14 protein-coding genes are annotated in these 20,883 nt (G+C 70.4%); 11 read left to right on the top strand and 3 right to left on the bottom strand.

The window, feature by feature from the left end; all coding sequences use genetic code 11:
* Positions 1-297: 297 nt before the first annotated feature.
* Positions 298-1,674 (bottom strand): HNH endonuclease signature motif containing protein, encoded by a 1,377-nt coding sequence (locus IR155_RS05600; RefSeq protein ID WP_135113841.1) that lies wholly within the window; start codon positions 1,672-1,674, stop codon positions 298-300.
* A gap of 210 nt (positions 1,675-1,884) precedes the next feature.
* Here IR155_RS05600 and ispG point away from each other — a divergent pair, with 210 nt between their 5' ends.
* Both ispG and IR155_RS05590 read left to right on the top strand, forming a co-directional pair.
* Positions 1,885-3,015: a flavodoxin-dependent (E)-4-hydroxy-3-methylbut-2-enyl-diphosphate synthase gene (gene ispG / locus IR155_RS05595; RefSeq protein ID WP_135113862.1), complete on the top strand. Its 1,131-nt coding sequence runs from the start codon at positions 1,885-1,887 to the stop codon at positions 3,013-3,015.
* A gap of 25 nt (positions 3,016-3,040) precedes the next feature.
* Positions 3,041-3,676 (top strand): SIMPL domain-containing protein, encoded by a 636-nt coding sequence (locus tag IR155_RS05590; protein WP_135113840.1) that lies wholly within the window; start codon positions 3,041-3,043, stop codon positions 3,674-3,676.
* Positions 3,677-3,782: 106 nt separating this feature from the next.
* Here IR155_RS05590 and IR155_RS05585 read toward each other — a convergent pair whose 3' ends face one another.
* Positions 3,783-4,706 (bottom strand): LLM class flavin-dependent oxidoreductase, encoded by a 924-nt coding sequence (locus IR155_RS05585; protein WP_167760712.1) that lies wholly within the window; start codon positions 4,704-4,706, stop codon positions 3,783-3,785.
* A 37-nt stretch (positions 4,707-4,743) separates the two neighbouring features.
* Between IR155_RS05585 and IR155_RS05580 the strand changes: the two genes are divergently transcribed.
* Complete coding sequence (locus IR155_RS05580) at positions 4,744-5,493, top strand: metallophosphoesterase family protein (RefSeq protein ID WP_135113838.1); 750 nt, start codon at positions 4,744-4,746, stop codon at positions 5,491-5,493.
* A 119-nt stretch (positions 5,494-5,612) separates the two neighbouring features.
* Entirely contained in the window at positions 5,613-6,092 is a 480-nt protein-coding gene (locus IR155_RS05575; protein WP_135113837.1) for a small multi-drug export protein, read from the top strand.
* Between the two features lie 6 nt (positions 6,093-6,098).
* Here IR155_RS05575 and IR155_RS05570 read toward each other — a convergent pair whose 3' ends face one another.
* Entirely contained in the window at positions 6,099-7,526 is a 1,428-nt protein-coding gene (locus IR155_RS05570) for an RNB domain-containing ribonuclease (protein ID WP_135113836.1), read from the bottom strand.
* A 64-nt stretch (positions 7,527-7,590) separates the two neighbouring features.
* Here IR155_RS05570 and IR155_RS05565 point away from each other — a divergent pair, with 64 nt between their 5' ends.
* The 7 genes from IR155_RS05565 to rbfA all read left to right on the top strand — a co-directional run bounded on the left by IR155_RS05565 (position 7,591) and on the right by rbfA (position 20,883).
* Positions 7,591-9,354: a proline--tRNA ligase gene (locus IR155_RS05565; protein WP_135113835.1), complete on the top strand. Its 1,764-nt coding sequence runs from the start codon at positions 7,591-7,593 to the stop codon at positions 9,352-9,354.
* Between the two features lie 214 nt (positions 9,355-9,568).
* Complete coding sequence (locus IR155_RS05560) at positions 9,569-14,242, top strand: ExeM/NucH family extracellular endonuclease (RefSeq protein ID WP_135113834.1); 4,674 nt, start codon at positions 9,569-9,571, stop codon at positions 14,240-14,242.
* Between the two features lie 76 nt (positions 14,243-14,318).
* Entirely contained in the window at positions 14,319-15,833 is a 1,515-nt protein-coding gene (locus IR155_RS05555; RefSeq protein WP_135113833.1) for an alanine/glycine:cation symporter family protein, read from the top strand.
* A 118-nt stretch (positions 15,834-15,951) separates the two neighbouring features.
* Complete coding sequence (gene nusA / locus IR155_RS05550) at positions 15,952-16,941, top strand: transcription termination factor NusA (protein WP_135113832.1); 990 nt, start codon at positions 15,952-15,954, stop codon at positions 16,939-16,941.
* Positions 16,942-17,133: 192 nt separating this feature from the next.
* The gene (locus IR155_RS05545) at positions 17,134-17,517 is read left to right on the top strand and encodes a YlxR family protein (RefSeq protein WP_322783511.1); all 384 of its coding nucleotides are present in this window, start codon (positions 17,134-17,136) and stop codon (positions 17,515-17,517) included.
* A 59-nt stretch (positions 17,518-17,576) separates the two neighbouring features.
* Positions 17,577-20,327: a translation initiation factor IF-2 gene (gene infB / locus IR155_RS05540; protein WP_135113830.1), complete on the top strand. Its 2,751-nt coding sequence runs from the start codon at positions 17,577-17,579 to the stop codon at positions 20,325-20,327.
* Positions 20,328-20,442: 115 nt separating this feature from the next.
* A complete protein-coding gene (gene rbfA / locus IR155_RS05535; protein WP_135113829.1) occupies positions 20,443-20,883 on the top strand; it encodes a 30S ribosome-binding factor RbfA in 441 nt (146 codons plus the stop codon).

Here is a 20,883-nt window from a genome sequence, read left to right as displayed (position 1 = left end):
CCCGGACACCCTCCCACCGCGCAACCTGCTCGAGCGTCCACCGCCAGTGGGCGTCGCGCAGCACGATGGGCAGCGGCTCGTCCGGCGGCGGCCACCCGAAAGAGTCAAGGTCCGCTGTCGAAGCCGCCGCGGTGCGTCAGCCGGCCTCGCGAACGCACGCGCCGTTGAGCGTGGTCTCGATGACGCCGTCCACCACGTCGTTGGCCATGGAGTTGTCGACGCAGGTGCCCACCCGCTACCAGTCGCGCACCGGGATGTCGATGGCCACATATCTCGCGGCACCATGATGGCGCGCGATCACGCGGCCCGCGGCGGTGGATTCCACATCCTCCGGCGCGGCGAGTTCGACCGCAGCTCGACCGGCGGCCCGTCGGGCGGGTGCAGCATGAACGCGCCCGCTCCGGTACGCGTGATCCGGTGCCTGCGGTGGTGGAGGTTCATGTGATGGAACCGGCACAGCAGCACCCCGCGTCCGACATCGGTCCGCCCGCCGTGCGCTCCCCATTCGTCGATGTGGTGGGCCTCGCAGTACGAGGCGACCGTCGCGCACCCGGGCCACATGCATCCGCCGTCCCTGACCGCCAGGGCGATGCGCTGCTTGGGCGTGAACTGCCGCTGCTCCCGCCCCACGTCCAGCGGGTTGCCGCAGGAGTCGACCGTCACCTCGCGCACGCCCGTGGTGCAGATCGCCTGCTCGATCGCGGGCGCCGGCAGCGGGTGGCCGCCGTCCTCGGTGTGCCCGACGGGTGCGTCCTTCATGACCACCACTCGCACCCCGGGCTGCCGGGTGCCGAATACCTTCTCGGCGTCCGCGACCGCCCCGGCTCGGAGCACGTCCATCATCACGTCGTAGGCGAGCTGGTCGTTCGAGCGCGGGTCATCCACCAGCGCGGCCGCCCGCTCCCGCTCGGCGGAGTCGACGAACCGCGGACCTCCTCGCCGGGGTCGCATCGCCGCATCGATCACGGCGCGGAGGAAGGCGCCGCCTTCGTCGTCGCAGACCAGACTCGCCCGCGGCACCCCGTCGGCATCCGTCCACATCCGAAACGCCCGCCGCTCGAACCGCGCCAGGAAGCGCTCCTCCGCCCCTTCCGGGTCGAGCTCATCCCGCACGCATTGGGCCGCGAGCCGCAGCTCCTCGACCGTCCGGTGCGGCACCTCCCGCAGCAACTGCTCACACGCGACGCGCCACACCTCCGCGCCGTCCTCGGGCGGAACCCCCAGCCCGCGCAGGATCGCGTCCGACTGCGGCGCCGTGATCGTGCCGTCCAAGAGCGCCCGATCCAACGGTTCGTGCCACGTCGCCACCGGCACCTCGGCCTCCGCGTCCGGTGCTGCCGGACCGGGCAGCCCCTCCAGAAGCACCTGCCCGAGCCGCACCTGTCGCGCGGCGTCGGCCTTCGACCCGCCCGACAGCTCCTGCACCATCTCGACCGTGTTGCGGTGCCCGCGCGACTGGGCAAGCCCGTCGTGCCCGTCCTCCCGTCGCGAGCGTGCCGCGGCCACCCCCGCCACCAGGGCCTGCAGCGTCTGCCCCGCCCGCACAAGCTCCGCTGCCGCCTGCAGCACGCCGACCACGTCGTCGTCGCGCAGGGCCGAGGCCGCCTCCGCGTCGAGCCGCGCGAAGGACGTCACAGCGTCTACGCGGCCACGCAGCTCGGTGAGGAAGTCCATGCCCCCATCCTGCTCGGGGCCACCGACATTCCGTCGCGCTATCCCCAGGTCAGTAGGCAAAACCCCGGAAACGGTGGATAAGTCCCTCTGGGCCGATCCTGTGGACGACAGACCCGCCCCCGCGACCCCGATATCGGCCGCCGTCGCCACGTCCAGCCTCGCTTCATCCGCGCGGCGTAACCTTGAGGCGTGCCAGCCGTGAACCTCGGGATGCCCCGCGTCCCCGAAACGCTCGCCCCCCGTCGCAAGTCCCGCCAGATCCGGGTGGGCAAGGTGCTCGTGGGCGGCGACGCTCCCGTCAGCGTCCAGTCGATGACCACGACGCCGACGACGGACATCAACGCAACGCTGCAGCAGATCGCCGAGCTCACGGCGTCCGGCTGCGAGATCGTGCGCGTCGCGGTGCCGAGCCAGGACGACGCGGATGTGCTGCACATCATCGCGAAGAAGAGCCAGATCCCGGTCATCGCCGACATCCACTTCCAGCCGAAGTACGTCTTCCAGGCGATCGACGCCGGCTGTGCCGCGGTGCGCGTGAACCCCGGCAACATCCGCAAGTTCGACGACCAGGTCGGCGCGATCGCGCAGGCAGCCAAGGCCGCCGGCGTCTCGCTCCGGATCGGTGTGAACGCCGGATCCCTCGACCGCCGCCTGCTCGAGAAGTACGGCAAGGCGACCCCCGAGGCGCTCGTCGAGTCGGCCGTGTGGGAGGCGAGCCTGTTCGAGGAGCACGACTTCCACGACTTCAAGATCTCGGTGAAGCACAACGACCCCATCGTGATGGTCAAGGCCTACCGGCAGCTCGCCGAGCGGGGCGACTGGCCGCTTCACCTCGGCGTCACCGAGGCGGGCCCCGCCTTCCAGGGAACGATCAAGAGCGCCACCGCGTTCGGCATCCTGCTGTCCGAGGGCATCGGCGACACGATCCGCGTCTCGCTCTCGGCCCCGCCGGTCGAGGAGGTCAAGGTCGGCCACCAGATCCTGCAGTCGCTGAACCTGCGTGAGCGCAAGCTCGAGATCGTCTCGTGCCCGTCCTGCGGTCGCGCCCAGGTCGACGTCTACTCGCTCGCCGAGAACGTCACCGAGGGTCTGAAGGACGTCACCGTCCCGCTCCGCGTCGCCGTCATGGGCTGCGTCGTGAACGGCCCGGGTGAGGCGCGCGAGGCAGACCTCGGCGTCGCGAGCGGCAACGGCAAGGGCCAGATCTTCGTCAAGGGCGAGGTCATCAAGACGGTGCCCGAGGCCGAGATCGTCGAGACGCTCATCCAGGAGGCGCGCCGCATCGCCGACGAGATGGGCCCGGATGCCCAGCTCGGCACGGCGCAGGTCATCACCGCCTGACGCTCGACGCGGCTAGGCTCCGGCCATGGTCACCATCACGGTCGAGGGGACGCATCGCCTCACCCAGCCGGCCGAGCGCGGCACGCTCGCACTCGACGTCGCGGTCCACGGCACCGATCGCGACGACGTCGTCCGCCGTCATGCGGAGATCCACAACGAGCTGGCCGGGATCGCGCGCGAGCGCCGCGAGTCCGGCGCCGTCGTCGCCTTCGAGGTCGGCAGCCCGTGGGCATGGACCGACTCTCCCTCCGCCGGGCCGGATCAGCGGGGCGCGCCGATCCATCACCTGACGTCGACGATCACGCTCACCTTCACCAACCTCGAGGCGTTGACCGCGGATGTGTCGGCGTTCGCCACGCGGGCCGACGTGGGGGTGCAGCAGGTGCGCTGGGAGCTGTCGGACGAGAGCCGCGAGGGTCTCCTCGATGCCGCGCGCGTTCTCGCTGTGCAGGATGCGGTGCGTCGCGCGAGCTCGTACGCCGCGGCGATCCGTCCCGGTGTGCACGCGCAGCCCGAGCTGCGCGTCGTCGTCGAGCGGCAGGTTCACGGGGGAGGCCCCGGCATCCCGATGTTCGCGCGCGCGGATGCCGCCGGTGTCGCGGGTTTCACGACACCCGAGATCGAGGTCGAGGCGGCGATCGTCGCGACGTTCGAGCTCTGACCGCCGGGCCTGTCCCCGAGTTGCCGCTTCGATCCGGCACTTCGGGGTCAGGGCGCCGGGTGTGTCCCCGAGTTGCCGCTTCGATCCGGCACTTCGGGGTCAGGGCTCAGGGGATCAGCGCCGCGACCTCGGTGAGGAACCGGTCGCCGAGGTCGTTGAGCTTCGCGACGTCGCGGATCGTCGTGAGCGGCAGGATGAACTCGTCCACGCCCGCCTCGGCGTACGCGCCCATCAGCTCGACGAGCTCGTCGGCGCTGCCGCCGATCGCCGGGCGGCCCTTCGCGGCCATGTCGGCGGCGCGGGCCTTGTCGTCGAAGAAGACGAGCGCCTGCGTCGTGCGCCAGAGGGAGCCAGACTCCCGCCCCGCGTCCTCGAGGGCCTTCGTGAAGATCCGGTTCTTCTGCGCGAACAGCTCGGGCGTCGACCACATGTTCCACTCGTCGGCGTAGCGCGCCACGAGCTTCGGCATGACCTTCTCGCCCTTGCCGCCGATCAGGATCGGCAGGGTCGCATGCGGCTTCGGGTTCAGCGACGCGTGCTCGAGCCGGTAGCGCTCGCCGTCGAAGTCCGCGAAGCCGCTGCCGTCGCGAGCACTGTCGCGCAGCGACGTCCACACCTGCAGTGCCTCGCGGAACCAGCGGATGCGGCTCGGCACGTCGCCGAACTCGAGTCCGAACGCGCGGTGCTCGTTCTCCTGCCAGCCGGCGCCCACGCCGAGCACGAAGCGCCCGTCGGAGATGTCGCTGATCGCCGCGGCCTGCTTGGCGACGACCGCCGGATGCCGGTAGGTGTTGCCGAGCACGAGCGATCCGAGCCTCACGTCGGGCACGGTCGCCGCGAGGGCGGTGAGCTGGGTCAGGCACTCGCCGCGCTCGCCGTCGTTCGGCTCCGGGGTGTTGTCCATGAAGTGGTCCTCGAGCCAGAGCCCGCGCCAGTTCGCCGCCCCGGATGTCGCGCCGGCCGCATGGGTCGCGGCGGCGCGCAGGTCGGTCCAGGGCAGGTTCGCGGGGAGCCAGAGGCTGAACTTCATGCTCCGAGCGTACCGAGCGCCCCGATACGCTTCGCGCATGGATCGCCTCGCCCTGATCTCCGACGTTCACGGCAACCTCGGCGCGCTCGAGGCCGTTCTCGACGACATCGCCGGCCGCGGGATCACGCGCATCCTGAACCTCGGCGACGTCGCGGGGAAGGGACCGCGAGGAAGCGCCGCCGTCGACCGTGTGGCCGAAGTGTGCGAGCTCACCGTGCGCGGCAACTGGGACGACTTCCTCGAGACGATCCCTGACGATGCACCCGCCGAGATGGTGTGGTGGCGTGACGAGCTGCGCCCGGATCAGCGCCGCTGGCTGCGGGAGCTGCCTCTGAGCCTGGACCTCCTCGTGAGCGGCCGGAGAGTGCGCTTGTTTCACGCCTCGGCCGAGAGCCCGCACTTGCGCGTGCACTTCCACCACACGCCCGAGCAGTTCGATTCGATGTTCGCGAACACCGAGATGACGGGCGATGGACCGGCGCCGGTGATCGTCGGCTACGGCGACATCCACGACGCGTACATCGAGTCGCACGAGGGGCGCACGCTTTTCAACGTCGGCAGCGTCGGCAACCCGCTCGACGAGCCGACACCCAGCTACGTCATCCTCGAGGGCATCGTCGGATCCGAGGAACCCGCGGCGTTCGGGCTGCAGTTCGTGCGCGTGCCGTACGACGTCGAGGCGGAGATCCAGGTGGCCGAGCGACTCGAGATGCCGCGGGCAGTCGAGTGGGCATCCGAGCTCCGCACGGCCCGTTACCGAGGTGCGTCCGCACCTGTCGACGCCTGAACCCGGACGCCGGCACCCGATCAGCCGCGCGATGCAGCAGGATCCGTCGCGCGGGGGAGGCGGCGCGACCGCCCCGATCCCTAGCGTCGATGCAGACCGCCGAACAGAGGAGAATCCCCGTGCTCGACAGCCTGCAGTCGTTCACCGAGTCGCTTCCGCCCGCCCTGCAGTGGCTGGGGGTGATCCTGCTCGGCGCGATCCCGTTCGTCGAGTCGTACTTCGGCTCGTTCATCGGCGTGGTCGCGGGGCTCTCGCCGTGGGTGGCGGTGCCGGCGGCGATCGTCGGAAACGTGATCTCGATGCTGATCTTCGTCTTCAGCGCCCACGGCGTCCGCCACGCGGCGACGAAGAACCGCGAGGCGAAGCCGCTGTCGCCGCGCCGGGCGAAGCTCAAGGAGCGGTTCGAGCGCTTCGGCGTCCCGGGAGTGAGCCTGCTCGGTCAGCTCGTGCTGCCGAGCCAGATCACCTCGGCGGCGATCGTCGGCTTCGGTGCGTCGCGCAACGCCGTGATCTTCTGGCAGGTGATCTCGATCATCCTGTGGGGGATCGTGTTCGGCGTGCTGGCGATGCTCGGCGTGCAGGCGGCCGGCCGCTTCTGATCGGCCTCAGGCGACCGCGAACGTCACGCGGCCGCCGGCGATGTCCGACTCGGTGACGCGCACGCGGATCCGGGATCCCGGCTCATGCGATCCGGAGACCGTCGCGGTCACGAACGGGTCGGCGAGCTGGATGCGCGATCCGCCCTTCGTCTGCGAGACCACCACCGCATCGAACTCGTCGCCGACACGCGAGTGGAGGACGGCCGCCTCGACGCGGTCGACGGCGCCCGACTCGAGACGGTTCGCGAGCGATCCGGTGCGGCGCATGACGTCGGGCAGCGCGGGAAGCGCCTCGCGCGCCCAGGCCGGCGCGTCGGTGCACATGGCGAGGACGAACCGGTCGACGAGCCGGCGCAGGGGAGCGGTTGCGTGCGCGTACGGCGCGGCGATCGCCGCCTGCTCGAGCTGCGCGGGCGGTTCCCCGTCGAACGCGACGTAGTCGGCACCGCGGAACAGTCCGCTCGCCGCCTGCATGATGGCGGGCGCGGCGGGATCGGCATGGTCGATCCGGCGCAGATATTCTCCGTACTGCATGTCCTCGGGCCACGGGTGCCCGATCAGCTCGACCCGCCGACGGAACTCGGCGATCGCCTCGGCGTCGGCCGGGGGCAGCGTCCGCAGGATGCCGGCTCCCCGCTCGAGCGTGATCGCGGCGGCGGCCATGCCGGTCATCAGCGAGATCTGCGCGTTCCAGTCCTCGATGGGAAGCGTGACCCGCGCCCGCAGGTCGTAGCCGTCGGGAGTGGCGACGATCTCCTCCTCGGGCGAGTTCAGGCTCGCGCCGCCGCGCGCGGCCTCCTGGGCGATCAGCACGGGGCCCACCTCGGCGAGGAGCGCGATCGGGCCGGGCGCCGTGCCGTCGTCGACGGCCGCCTGGGCCTCGACGTACGTCCACTGCCTGCGCGACCTCACCCAGGCCCGCACCGGCGGCTGCGCAGCCTCGTGCTGGGCGCCATCGGCGTCGAGGGCGAACCGCCACACGTACGCCCGCCGATCCTGCTCCGCCAGCAGCGAGGCGGCGCCGTGCGAGAGCGTCTCGGGGTGCAGCGGCACCGAGCCGTCGGGCGCGTACAGCGTCTGCCCGCGCTCGCGGGTCTCGGCGTCGATCGCGCCGCCGGGACGGACGAAGGCCGCCAGGTCGGCGATCGCGTAGTGGACGATGAAGCCGGATCCGCTGCGCTCGATGCACAGCGCCTGATCCAGGTCACGCGATCCCTCGGGATCGATCGTGTGGAACTCGAGCTCGCGCAGGTCCGCGCGATCCGGATCCGACCCGTCCACCGCCTCGCCCGAGGAGACGACGGCGTCGGCCTCGGCGACGACCTCGGCCGGCATCTCCTCTGGCAGCTCGAGCTCTCGGCGGAGCCCCGCGAGGGACTCGGCCAGGGCGGTCTGGACGGCGGACGGCGACAGGTGCGCGTAGCGGGCCGGCATGCGGCCAGCCTATGGCCGCCGATCGATCAAGCGCGGAGCCCGTGGATCCCTAGACTGGTCACCTATGGTCACGCGGCTCTCTTCCTTCTTCTTCCGCTCCCTTCGGGAGGACCCCGCCGACGCGGAGGTCAACAGCCACCGGCTGCTCGTGCGCGCGTCGTACATCCGGCGTCAGGCGCCGGGCATCTTCGCGTGGCTGCCGCTCGGCCTGCGGGTCAAGGCGAAGGTCGAGCAGATCGTCCGCGAGGAGATGGCGGCGGCAGGTGCCCAGGAGGTGCACTTCCCAGCGCTGATGCCGCGCGAGCCCTACGAGGCGACTGGCCGCTGGACCGAGTACGGCGACGGCATCTTCCGCCTGCAGGACCGTCACGGCGCCGACTACCTGCTCGCCCCGACGCACGAGGAGGCCTTCACCCTGCTGGTGAAGGACCTGTACTCGTCGTACAAGGACCTGCCGCTGACGATCTTCCAGATCCAGGACAAGTACCGGGATGAGGCGCGTCCGCGCGCGGGTCTCCTGCGCGGCCGCGAGTTCACGATGAAGGACGCCTACTCGTTCGACTACACGGACGAGGGGCTCGACGCGTCGTACCAGGCGCAGCGCGACGCGTACGAGCGCATCTTCCAGCGGCTCGGCATGGACTACGTCATCGTGAAGGCCGACGCGGGTGCCATGGGCGGCTCGAAGTCGGAGGAGTTCCTGCACCCCACTCCGATCGGCGAGGACACGTTCGTCCGCTCGGCGGGCGGCTACACCGCCAACGTCGAGGCGTTCGAGACCACGGCTCCCGAGGCGCTGCCGATCCCGGATGGCGCCCCCGTCGTGTTCGATTCGCCGCAGACCCCGACGATCCAGACCCTCGTCGATCACCTGAACGCGCACATCGAGGCACCCGCCGGAGGCGAGTGGGCCGCCGAGCACACCCTGAAGAACGTCGTGCTCGCGCTCGTCCACCCCGACAAGACGCGCGAGCTCGTGATCATCGCCCTTCCCGGCGACCGCGATGTCGACGGCAAGCGCGCCGAGGCGGCCTTCGCACCCGCGGAGGTCGAGCCCGCGACCGAGGCCGACTTCGCCCGCAACCCCGCGCTGGTGAAGGGCTACATCGGGCCCTGGTCGGCGCAGGGCGCCGTCCTGGGCGAGGAGTCAGTCAGCGGCATCCGCTACCTCGTCGACCCCCGCGTGGTCGAGGGCAGCTCGTGGGTGACCGGCGCGAACGAGCACGAGAAGCACCTTCACTCCCTCGTCTACGGCCGCGACTTCACGGCCGACGGCGTCGTGGATGTCGCCACGGTGCGCGAGGGCGACATCGCGCCCGACGGCACCCCGATCACGCTCGAGCGCGGCATGGAGATCGGCCACGTGTTCCAGCTCGGCCGCAAGTACGCGGAGGCGCTGGGCCTGAAGGTCCTCGACCAGAACGGCAAGCTCGTCACGGTCACCATGGGCTCGTACGGAATCGGCGTGACGCGCATCCTCGCCGCGATCGCCGAGCTGAACAACGACGACAAGGGCCTCATCTGGCCCGCCTCGGTCTCGCCGTTCGACGTGCACGTGGTCGCCACGGGCAAGGGCGACGACGCGCTGAACCTCGGCGAGCAGGTCGTCGCGCAGCTGGAGGCCGCGGGCCTCGACGTGCTGTTCGACGACCGCCCGAAGGTCTCGCCCGGCGTGAAGTTCGGCGACGCCGAGCTGATCGGCGTGCCGCAGCTGCTGGTCGTCGGCCGCGGAGCCGCCGACGGCGAGGTCGAGCTCTGGGACCGCCGCACGGGGGAGCGCGAGGTCGTTCCCGCCCCCGACGCCGTCGCCCGCCTCACCGCGCGCTGATCCGGCTCACCTGACACCGGCCCCGGCCCTCCTCGAGGGCCGGGGCCGTGCTTTATATCGGGTTGTTCTCCTGCCCGTAACCTTCGTGCCAGGATGCGGAAACAGAGAGCCTGCAGAGTTGGGGAGTTCTACCCCGCGGAACGTCGCCCGAAGCATGTTTCCCTGATGCTCTGACGTCCCCCCACCCACCCCTCCTCTCGAGCCGGAGACCTGAATGTCCCTTTTCGGTCCGGCCACGACGCGTCGACGCGTCGCGGCCACGGCAAGCGCCGCTCTCGCGGCAGGCTGCCTCGCATCATTCGTCCCCACGGCGGCCTTCGCCGCCCCCGCCGGCACCAATGTCGTCATCAACGAGGTCTACGGCGGTGGCGGCAACAGCGGAGCCACGTACACCCACGACTTCGTCGAGCTCTACAACCCGACCGATGCGCCGATCGCGCTCGACGGCCTGGGCCTCGAGTACCGGTCGGCCACGGGCGGCTCCGGAGGCGTGACCGCGCTCACCGGTACCGTCCCGGCCCGCGGCTACTTCCTCGTCCAGCAGGCGAAGGGCACCGGCGGCACCACCGCCCTGCCGACGCCGGATCAGGTGGGCTCCCTGAACATGGGCGGCACCAACGGGCAGGTGCTGCTGCTTCCCACGACGGCGCGCTTCACCGGCACCGGCGACGTCGCCGGAAATGCCGGCGTGATCGACGCGGTGGGCTTCGGCACGGCGAACACGTTCGAGACCGCCGCGACCCCCGCGCTCAGCAACTCCACGGCCGCCGCGCGCGCCACCGCCGGCGCCGACACCGACAGCAACGCGGCCGACTTCGTCGTCGGTGCCCCGACGCCCCAGAACTCGGGCGGCACCACGCCCGACCCCGAGCCCACCGGCACCCCGACCCCGACTCCGACGCCGACGGACCCCGCGACGGTGCTGCCGATCCGCGACGTGCAGGGCGCGGGGGACACCTCGCCCGTGAACGGCCAGACGGTCGCGGTCGAGGGCGTCGTCACCGCCGACTACCGCGCCGGCGGCTTCAACGGCTTCAACCTCCAGGACCCCGCCGGCGATCCCGGCGACGGAAAGTCTGACGGCCTGTTCGTCTACGGCGCCAACGCCCGCGCCGAGATCGGCCAGAGCGTGCGCGTCACCGGCGTGGTGAGCGAGCACGAAGGAAAGACGGAGATCACCCCCGCCGCGGGCGGCGTCACCGTGCTCCCCGCCTCGCTCGGCACCGTGACTCCGCTCACCGACTGGGCCCTTCTCGACACCGAGGCCGAGAAGGAGGCGCACGAGGGCGAGCTCATCCAGCCCGCCTCCTCGTTCACCGTCTCCGACAACTACGACGCGAACTACTACGGATCGTTTGTGCTCGCGCACGGCGAGGGCGCGCTGAAGACGCCGACCGAGATCGCCGACGCCGACGACACCGCCGGCCTCGCCGCCGTCGTCGCCGAGAACGACGCGCGTCGCATCACGCTCGATGACGGCTCGAGCATCAACTACAACAGCACGGCGAACAAGGCGACGCCGCTTCCGTACCTGACGCCCACGAACCCGGTGCGGATCGGCTCGACAACGACGTTCAACAAGCCCGTCGTGCTCGAGTACCGCTTCGACGCGTGGTCCTTCCAGCCGACGACGCCCGTCACGGGCGACGACTCGGACGTCGTCACCTTCAGCGACGAGCGCACGCCGAACCTGCAGCCCCAGGACGTCGGCGGCGACATCCGCCTCGCCACGTTCAACGTGCTCAACTACTTCCCGACCACCGTCGAGGAGTACGAGACCCAGCTCGGCGGATCCTGCACCACCTACGACGACCGCGCGGGCGACCCCGTGACCGCGAACAGCTGCGGTGACACCGGACCGCGCGGCGCCGCGGAGGCCGAGGACTTCGAGCGCCAGGAGATCAAGATCGTCAAGGCGATCAACGCGCTCGACGCATCCGTCGTCTCGCTCGAGGAGATCGAGAACTCCGCGCACTTCGCCAAGGACCGCGACTTCGCCGTCGCGACGCTTGTCGACGCGCTGAACGAGAACGCCGGCGCGGATGTCTGGGAGTACGTGCCCTCGCCCGAGACGCGTCCCGCCGTCGGGCAGGAGGACGTCATCCGCACGGCCTTCATCTACAAGCCGGCCGACGTCTCGCCGGTCGGCGAGTCGCACATCCTGATCGACGAGGAGAACTTCGACAACGCGCGCGAGCCGCTGTTCCAGGCGTTCAAGGGCGCCGGGGCCGCCGACGAGGACGCGTTCCTCGTCTCGGTGAACCACTTCAAGTCGAAGGGATCGGGCGTCGACGACGGAACGGGCCAGGGCAACGCCAACCCCGACCGCGTCGGCCAGGCGCAGGCGCTCGTCGACTTCACGTCGCAGCTGCAGACGGAGACCGGCATCGAGGCGGTCTTCCTCGCCGGTGACTTCAACGCGTATGCGATGGAGGACCCGGTGCAGCTGATCGAGGCGGCCGGCTACACGGACGTCAACATCGCGCTGAACGGCGGCGAGGCGACCTACAGCTTCGACGGCATGGAGGGCTCGCTCGACCACGTCTTCGCCAACCAGGCCGCGTTCGACATGGTCACCGGCGTCGACGTCTGGCAGATCAACGCGCAGGAGCAGGTGGGCTTCGAGTACAGCCGCCACAACTACAACGCGACCCTGCTGTACGACGAGTCGGTCTTCCGATCGAGCGACCACAGCCCGGAGATCGTCGGCCTCGAGCTGCCGGACGGCTCCGCGCCGGTCGAGCTGGACCTCGTGAACATCAACGACTTCCACGGCCGCATCGATGCCAACACCCTCGCCTTCGCAAAGACGGTCGAGGACCTCAAGGCGCAGAACCCGGAGGGAACCGCGTTCGTCTCCGCGGGTGACAACATCGGCGCCTCGCTGTTCGCCTCCTCGGTGCAGCAGGACCAGCCCACCATCGACGTGCTGAACGCGCTGGGCCTGAAGGCCTCGGCGGTGGGCAACCACGAGTTCGATCAGGGATACGCCGATCTCGTCGACCGGGTCGCCCCGGCGACGGACTACAGCGACCTCGGCGCGAACGTCTACCTGAAGGGCACGGAGACCCCGGCGCTCGACGAGTACGACATCGTGACCGTGGACGGCATCGACATCGGCTTCGTCGGCGTCGTGACGCAGGAGACGCGCACCCTCGTGTCGCCCGCCGGCGTCGCCGACCTCGACTTCGGCGCTCCGGTGCCCGCGCTGAACCGCGTCACCGAGAAGCTGCTCGACGGTGACGACGCGAACGGCGAGGCCGACCTCGTCGTCGCCCTCGTCCACGACGGCGCCGGGGCCGGAACGCCCGACGGCTCGACGCTCGAGGAGGAGGTCGCCGCCGGCGGCCCGTTCGCCTCGATCGTGACCGAGACCGATCCCCGCGTCGCCGCGATCCTGACCGGACACACCCACAAGCAGTACGCGTGGGATGCCCCGATCACCGGCACCGACGACACCCGGCCGATCATCCAGACCGGCAACTACGGCGAGTTCCTCGGCCACGTGTCGTTCACCGTCGACCCGCAGACGTTCGAGGTGCTCGACTACGCGGTCGAGAACGTCCAGCGCGGAGCCGCACCGACCCAGGCCGAGATCGACGCCAGCGCCGTGCTGACCGAGGTCGACGCGATCGTCGACGCCGCCCTCGCCAAGGCCGCCGAGATCGGCGACCAGCCGGTCGCATCGGTCACTGCCGACATCACGACGGCGTTCGCGGGCGGCTCGTACGTCGACGGCGTCTGGACCGGAGGCACGCGCGACAACCGCGCGGCCGAGTCGGCACTCGGCAACCTCGTGGCGGACTCGCTGCGCACCAGCCTCGCTGACGAGTCGCGCGGCGGGGCCGAGATCGGCGTCGTCAACCCGGGCGGCCTGCGCAGCGAGCTGTACTACGGAGCCGATGGCGTCATCACGTACGCCGAGGCGAACGCGGTGCTGCCCTTCGTGAACAACCTCTGGACCGTCACCCTGACGGGTGAGCAGCTCGACGAGCTGCTCGAGCAGCAGTGGCAGACGGACAAGGACGGCAACCGCCCGTCGCGTCCGTTCCTCGCGCTGGGCCTGTCGGACAACGTGTCGTACACGACCACGACGAACGACCCCAACGCGACCCCGGGGGAGAACGTCTCGGCGATCTACATCGACGGCGAGCTCGTCCAGCCGCAGGATGAGATCACGGTCGGCACGTTCTCGTTCCTCGCGACGGGCGGCGACAACTTCCGCGTCTTCACCGAGGGCACGGGTGCGCGCGACTCGGGCCTCGTCGACCGCGACGCGTGGATCGACTACCTCGACCAGAACTCGCCGCTGTCGCCGTCGTTCGCCCGGAAGGGCGCGGTGTCTGCCGGCACCTCGACGTCGGTCGTCGCCGGCGAGGAGGCGACGGTCTCCGTCGCCGGCCTCGACCTCACCTCGCTCGGTGCGCCGCAGAACACCACCGCCGAGGTGCGCCTCGACGGTGCGGCGATCGGCACCCTCCCGGTGACGAACGGCGCCGTGTCGGGTGCGGTGACGGTCCCGTCCACGGTGACGCCGGGCGCGCACACGCTCGAGATCGTCGTTGCGCCGTCCGGCACCACGGTGCGCGCTCCGCTCACGGTGGAGGCCGCCGAGACGCCGGTCGTCGAGGCGGGCGACCCGGTCATCGAGGCCGGCAAGCAGGGCATCAAGCCGGGCGCCAAGCTCACCGTCGATCCGGGCCAGTGGACCGAGGGCGCCGAGCTGAGCTTCCAGTGGCTGGCCGACGGCGAGCCGATCGCGGGAGCGACCGGCGAGCAGTTCCACCTCACCGGCAAGTACAAGGGCAAGACGATCACCGTCCGTGTGACCGGCACGCTCGAGGGCCACGAGCCCGCGACCGCGGTCTCGGAGGGCGTCAGGATCTGACGCGACCCGCCCGCGCCGACGGCCCCGCCATTCCTGCGGAGTGGCGGGGCCGTCGCCGTCCGGCCAGACTGTCGGGATGGAAGAACTCGAGACGTGGCTAGGGACGTGGGGCGATCACCTCTGGACCTGGATCGTGCTGCCGATCGTCGCCGCGCTTGGCCTGTACCTCACGGTCCGCTCCGGCGTTGTGCAGATCCGGCTCCTCCCGGAGATGTTCCGGACGCTCTCGGACAAGACACCGCTCGACGCGGACGGAAAGCCGCAGTCCGTGTCGTCGTTCCAGGCGTTCACCATGTCGGCCGCATCTCGCGTCGGCACCGGCAACATCGCCGGCGTCGCGACGGCCATCGCGATCGGCGGCCCTGGGGCGGTGTTCTGGATGTGGCTGATGGCCGCGATCGGCGCCGCCTCCGCCTTCGCAGAGTCCTCCCTCGCCCAGCTGTTCAAGGTGCGCGACAGCCAGGGCTTCCGGGGCGGTCCCGCGTACTACATGGCGAAGGGACTCGGTGCGCGCTGGATGGGCGTCGTCTTCGCTGTCATCCTGATCTTCTGCTTCCCGTTCGCGTTCAGCGCGCTGCAGGCGAACACGATCGCGATCACCTCTGCGAGCGCGATCGAGACGATGACCGGGGTGGGCGGCGAGTGGCTGCCGCTGATCATCGGTCTGGTGACGGCCGCGCTGACGGCGCTGGTCGTGTTCGGCGGCGTGCGGCGCATCGCGGAGGTGACGCAGGTCCTCGTCCCGGTCATGGCGCTCGCCTATCTGCTGCTGGGGCTTGCCGTCGTGGTCGTCAACATCGAGCAGCTGCCGGGCGCCTTCGCGTCGATCTTCACGCAGGCCTTCGGCTTCAACCAGGTTCTCGGGGCGACGCTCGGGCAGATCATCCTGGTCGGCGCCAAGCGCGGGATGTTCTCGAACGAGGCGGGTCTCGGATCCGCGCCGAACGCCGGCGCGGCGGCGGCGGTCACCCACCCCGTCAAGCAGGGCCTCGTGCAGTCGCTCGGTGTGTACTTCGACACGATGATCGTCTGCTCGATCACCGCGTTCCTCGTCCTCGTGGCCGTGCCGATCGAGGCCGGTGGCCTGGAGGGGATCGAGCTCACCCAGTTCGCGCTCGAGTCGTCGCTCGGGGAGTGGACGTCGATCGCCCTGGCGGTCGTCGTGTTCATGCTCGCGTTCAGCTCGATCATCGGCAACTACTACTACGGCGAGGCGAGCATCGAGTTCATCTCGGCCCGACCGATCGTGCTCACGGTGTTCCGCGTGCTGGTGGTGCTCGCGATCCTCGTCGGATCCGTCGCCTCCGCGTCGGTGGTGTGGAGCGCGGCCGATGGGGTCATGGGTCTCATGGCGATCACGAACCTGGTCGCGCTCGCGCTGCTGTCCGGCCTCGTCTTCCGGCTGCTGAAGGACTACACCCGGCAGCGCCGCGAAGGGCTCGACCCCGTCTTCACGCGAGACCTGCTTCCCGACGTGAAGGGGATCACCTGCTGGGAGGATTCGCTGTCGGTGACCGGTCCGTTGGATGTCGTCACGCGCCGCCGTCAGTCGGAGAAGCATCGCGACCACCTGCACACGCGCGGTTCGTGATCCGCACCGGACCCGGATCCGTCGTCGTGCGACTCACAGCGTGCGCCGGATCGGGTCCGGTAATGTCGGGGGGATACCGGCGGAAGTGCGCTGGTGAGAGCTGAATAGGGAGGTCGCTGTGGATATCGATCTGGGGCTGCTGCGGACGGTCGAGCGCGAGAAGGAGATCCCGTTCGAGGAACTCGTTCGGATCATCGAGCAGGCGATTCTGACCGCATACGGCAAGCACACTTCGCAGAGCGGCGAGGTGCCCGAGGGCGCTCGCGCTCAGCTCGACCGCAAGACCGGTCACGTCGGCATCTTCCTGCCCGTCCACGACGAAGAGGGCGCGGTGATCGGTGAGGAGGAGACGACTCCCGAGAACTTCGGTCGCATCGCGGCCTACGCCGCGAAGCAGGTCATCAGCCAGCGCCTGCGCGACATCGCGGACGACGCCGTGCTCGGCGAGTTCCGCGGCAAGGAGGGCGACATCGTCGCCGGCGTGATCCAGCAGGGGCCCAACCCCCGCATGATCCACGTCGACCTCGGCTCGGTCGAGGCGATCCTGCCGCCCGAGGAGCAGGTGCCCGGCGAGGAGTACCGCCACGGTTCGCGCCTGCGCGTGTACGTGACGAGCGTCTCGAAGGGGACGAAGGGCCCGCAGATCACCGTGTCGCGCACCCACCCGGGTCTCGTCCGGAAGCTGTTCGCGCTCGAGGTGCCCGAGATCGCCGGCGGTCTCGTCGAGATCGTGGCGCTCGCCCGCGAGGCCGGTCACCGCACGAAGATCGCCGTCATCGCCAAGGACCCGTCGATCAACGCCAAGGGCGCGTGCATCGGCGAGCTCGGCCGCCGCGTTCGCGCGGTGACGGAGGAGCTCAGCGGCGAGAAGATCGACATCGTCGACTTCGATGCCGAGCTGGCGAAGTTCGTCGCCAACGCGCTGTCGCCGGCGAAGGTCACGTCGAGCTTCGTGCTCGACGCGAACACCAAGGCCGTGCGCGCGCTGGTGCCCGACTACCAGCTGTCGCTCGCGATCGGCAAGGAGGGCCAGAACGCCCGCCTCGCCGCCAAGCTCACGGGCGCGAAGATCGACATCCAGCCGGACAGCATCCTCGAAGAGGCCTGACGGCTTCGACGGCCGCAAGCACCCCGGCGGCGAGCGCGGGGCGCCGTCTGTGAACGCAACCATCTCGCTGCGAACGAAGTGAGCGTGGAGCGAAGCGACCCCGCAGCGCGAAGCGCTGCCTCCCGCGGAGCGCCTGAGCCTGTCATTCGTGGGTTCTACCCTTGTGCGAGCGAAGCGAGCGTGCGGGCGCTCATGCGCCCGCCACCTCACGCTCGCTGGGAGCGGAGCGACCAGCCTCGCTCGCCAGGGCGCCGCTTGCGGCCCCGCAGCGTGCGACCGCGTGAGCAGAGACAGAGGTGTAACATGGAACCCGTACGGACGTGCGTCGGCTGTCGCACGCGTGCCCCCCGAACCGCTCTGATCAGAGTTGTTTCGCGCGGTCTCGAGCTTGTCATCGATGAGCGGAAGGCGGCTCCCGGGCGGGGCGCGTGGCTTCATCCCTCTCGCGAGTGCGCGGAGAACGCCCTCAGGCGCCGCGCCTTCGGACGAGCATTGCGTGTGTCGGGCCCGCTTGACACGCAGACCTTCGAGGAATGGCTGAACGGCTATGGAAACAAAGTGAACGGCTCGAAATGAGACCCGTCCGCCTTTAGAGGTCTGCCCTGTCCGGGGCAGGCCGCCCAGACAGGAGAATTGTGGCAAAACCACGCGTACATGAGATCGCTGCGGAGATCGGCGTCGACAGCAAGGTCGCCCTGGCGAAGCTCAAGGAGCTCGGCGAGTTCGTGAAGAGCCCGTCGTCGACGATCGAGCCGCCGGTCGCGCGCAAGCTGCGCGCCGCCTTCGAGGCCGATGGGGCGAAGCCCTCGGCCGACAAGCCCGCGGCTCCGGCGAAGCCCGCCGGTCGCCCCGGTCCGGCCCGCGCGACCTCGGCGAAGCCCGGCGCCCCGGCCAAGCCGGCGGCACCCAAGGCCGAGCAGGCGCCTGCTGCGCCCGCGCCGGCTCCGGCTTCCACCCCGGCTCCGGCTTCGGCCCCGGCGGCGGAGAAGCCGGCCGCGGCTGCGCCGTCCGACGCGCCCAAGCCCGGTGGCCCGCGCCCCGCGCCCAAGCCCGGTGGCCCGCGTCCCGGCAACAACCCGTTCGCCTCGGCGCAGGGCATGGGGCAGCGCCCCGCCGGCCCGCGTCCCGGCAACAACCCCTTCGCTTCCGCGCAGGGCATGGGCCAGCGCCCGTCGCCCGGCAACATCCCGAAGCCCCAGCCGCCGCGTCCCGGTGCACCCCGTCCGGGTGCCCCGCGCCCCGGTGGTCCCGGCGGCGCCGGTCGTCCGGGTCGTCCCGGTGGCGGCGGCGGTCGTCCCGGCGCGCCGTTCCAGCAGCGTCCGGGTGGTCCCGGTCGTCCCGGTGGTGGCGGCGGCTTCCGTCCCGGCGGTGCGCCCGGTGGCGCGCCCGGCGGCGGCTTCCCCGGTCGTCCCGGCCCCGGCGGCCGCGGACGCGGCGGCACGGCCGGCGCGTTCGGCAAGGGCGGCGGCAAGTCGAAGCAGCGCAAGTCGCGTCGCGCGAAGCGCCAGGAATTCGAGATGCGGTCGGCGCCCGTCGTCGGCGGCGTCAACGTCCAGAAGGGCAACGGCGAGGTCATCCGTCTCCGCCGCGGCGCGTCCATCTCGGACTTCGCCGACAAGCTCGAGGCCCTGCGCGGCTACGTCGTGCAGCCCGGAACGCTCGTCACCATCCTGTTCAACCTGGGTGAGATGGCGACCGCGACCGAGTCGCTCGACGAGGCCACGTTCGAGGTGCTGGGCGAGGAGCTCGGCTACAAGATCCAGATGGTCTCGCCCGAGGACGAGGACAAGGAGCTCCTCGAGGGCTTCGGTCTCGACCTCGAGCAGGAGCTGCTGGATGAGGACGAGGACGACCTCGAGATCCGTCCGCCGGTCGTGACCGTCATGGGCCACGTCGATCACGGTAAGACGCGACTGCTCGACGCGATCCGGAAGACCAATGTGGTCGAGGGTGAGGCCGGTGGCATCACCCAGCACATCGGTGCGTACCAGATCTGGACCGAGCACGAGGAGATCGAGCGCGCGATCACCTTCATCGACACCCCGGGTCACGAGGCGTTCACCGCCATGCGTGCCCGTGGTGCGCAGGTGACCGACATCGCGATCCTCGTGGTCGCGGCTGACGACGGCATCATGCCGCAGACGGTCGAGGCGCTGAACCACGCCCAGGCCGCCGGTGTGCCGATCGTCGTCGCGGTGAACAAGGTCGACAAGCCGGAGGCGAACCCCGCCAAGGTGCGTCAGCAGCTCACCGAGTACGGCCTCGTCGCCGAGGAGTACGGCGGCGACGTCATGTTCGTCGACGTGTCGGCCCGCCAGGGCACCGGCATCCAGGACCTGCTCGACGCCGTGCTGCTCACGGCCGACGCGGGTCTGGACCTCACGGCCAACCCGAACAAGGCCGCGCGCGGTGTCGCGATCGAGGCGAAGCTCGACAAGGGCCGCGGTTCGGTTGCCACGGTGCTCATCCAGTCGGGAACGCTGCGCGTCGGCGACGCGATCGTCGCGGGCACTGCCTACGGCCGTGTGCGCGCCATGATCGACGAGAACGGCGACCACGTCGAGGAGGCCTGGCCTTCGCGTCCCGTGCAGGTGCAGGGTCTGAACTCGGTGCCGCGCGCCGGCGACACGTTCATCGTGACCGAAGAGGACCGCACCGCCCGCCAGATCGCCGAGAAGCGTGAGGCCGCCGAGCGCAACGCCCAGCTGGCCAAGGCCCGCAAGCGCATGTCGCTCGAGGACTTCACCCGCGCTCTCGAAGAGGGCAAGGTCGAGTCGCTCAACCTCATCATCAAGGGCGACGTGTCGGGTGCCGTCGAGGCGCTCGAGGAGTCGCTGCTCAAGATCGAGGTCGACGACAGCGTCCAGCTGCGCATCATCCACCGCGGTGTGGGTGCCGTCACCGAGTCGGATGTGAACCTGGCGACGATCGACAACGCGATCGTCATCGGCTTCAACGTCCGTCCAGATGCGAAGGCCCGCGAGGCCGCGTCCCGTGAGGGCGTGGACATCCGGTTCTACTCGGTCATCTACAACGCGATCGACGACGTCGAGCAGTCCCTCAAGGGCATGCTCAAGCCGGAGTTCGAGGAGAAGCAGTCGGGCGTTGCGGAGATCCGCGAGGTCTTCCGCTCCTCCAAGTTCGGCAACATCGCCGGTGTCATCGTCCGTTCGGGCACGATCACCCGCAACGCCAAGGCGCGGGTCATCCGCGACGGCGTTGTGGTGGCCGACGGCCTGGCGATCGAGTCGCTGCGTCGCTTCAAGGACGACGTCACCGAGGTGCGCACGGACTACGAGGCCGGTATCGGCCTCGGCAAGTTCAACGACATCCAGATCGGCGACGAGATCGAGACGACCGAGATGGTCGAGAAGCCGCGCTCCTGACGGAGCGGGCTCTGAGAAACTGGCCCTGGTGGGTGGCTCCGGCCGCCCACCGGGGCCACTTCGTTACGAAGCAACGCACCTCGTCCTCGACGGGGGCACGTAGGAGGAGGACACCATGGCTGGTCACGAACGACAGGCGAGGCTCTCGGACCGGATCCGGGTGATCCTGGCGGAGCGGCTCGACAAGGGACTGCGCGACCCGCGGCTCGGCTTCGTGACGATCACCGAGGTGCGCGTGACGGGCGACCTGCAGCACGCGTCGGTGTTCTACACGGTGTACGGCTCCGACGAGGAGCGCGAGTCGAGCGCCGCCGCGTTGAAGGCCGCGACCGGGATGCTCCGCACCGAGGTGGGGCGCCAGCTCAACACGCGCCTGACTCCCACGCTGGAGTTCATCCCGGATGCGCTTCCCGAGACGGCCGGGCACCTCGACGACCTGCTGCGTCAGGCGCGCGAGCGCGACGAGGCGGTGGCGGGGATCGCCGCGGCGGCACAGTACGCCGGCGACGCGGATCCCTACGTCAAGCCGCGCGAGGCCGACGACGACGAGGACTGA

This window comes from Microbacterium paludicola (genome assembly GCF_015235415.1).
Lineage (GTDB): Bacteria > Actinomycetota > Actinomycetes > Actinomycetales > Microbacteriaceae > Microbacterium > Microbacterium paludicola.
This window is presented reverse-complemented; position numbering and strand designations above follow the sequence as displayed.

What these genes read in the sequence shown, in the direction of transcription:
- IR155_RS05580 (WP_135113838.1), top strand. Translation starts at nt 4,744, where the DNA reads ATGGATCGCCTCGCCCTGATCTCCGACGTTCACGGCAACCTCGGCGCG.
- IR155_RS05560 (WP_135113834.1), top strand. Translation starts at nt 9,569, where the DNA reads ATGTCCCTTTTCGGTCCGGCCACGACGCGTCGACGCGTCGCGGCCACG.
- IR155_RS05600 (WP_135113841.1), bottom strand. Translation starts at nt 1,674, where the DNA reads ATGGACTTCCTCACCGAGCTGCGTGGCCGCGTAGACGCTGTGACGTCC.
- ispG (WP_135113862.1), top strand. Translation starts at nt 1,885, where the DNA reads ATGCCCCGCGTCCCCGAAACGCTCGCCCCCCGTCGCAAGTCCCGCCAG.
- rbfA (WP_135113829.1), top strand. Translation starts at nt 20,443, where the DNA reads ATGGCTGGTCACGAACGACAGGCGAGGCTCTCGGACCGGATCCGGGTG.
- IR155_RS05565 (WP_135113835.1), top strand. Translation starts at nt 7,591, where the DNA reads ATGGTCACGCGGCTCTCTTCCTTCTTCTTCCGCTCCCTTCGGGAGGAC.
- IR155_RS05590 (WP_135113840.1), top strand. Translation starts at nt 3,041, where the DNA reads ATGGTCACCATCACGGTCGAGGGGACGCATCGCCTCACCCAGCCGGCC.
- IR155_RS05570 (WP_135113836.1), bottom strand. Translation starts at nt 7,526, where the DNA reads ATGCCGGCCCGCTACGCGCACCTGTCGCCGTCCGCCGTCCAGACCGCC.
- IR155_RS05585 (WP_167760712.1), bottom strand. Translation starts at nt 4,706, where the DNA reads ATGAAGTTCAGCCTCTGGCTCCCCGCGAACCTGCCCTGGACCGACCTG.
- IR155_RS05545 (WP_322783511.1), top strand. Translation starts at nt 17,134, where the DNA reads ATGCGCCCGCCACCTCACGCTCGCTGGGAGCGGAGCGACCAGCCTCGC.
- IR155_RS05555 (WP_135113833.1), top strand. Translation starts at nt 14,319, where the DNA reads ATGGAAGAACTCGAGACGTGGCTAGGGACGTGGGGCGATCACCTCTGG.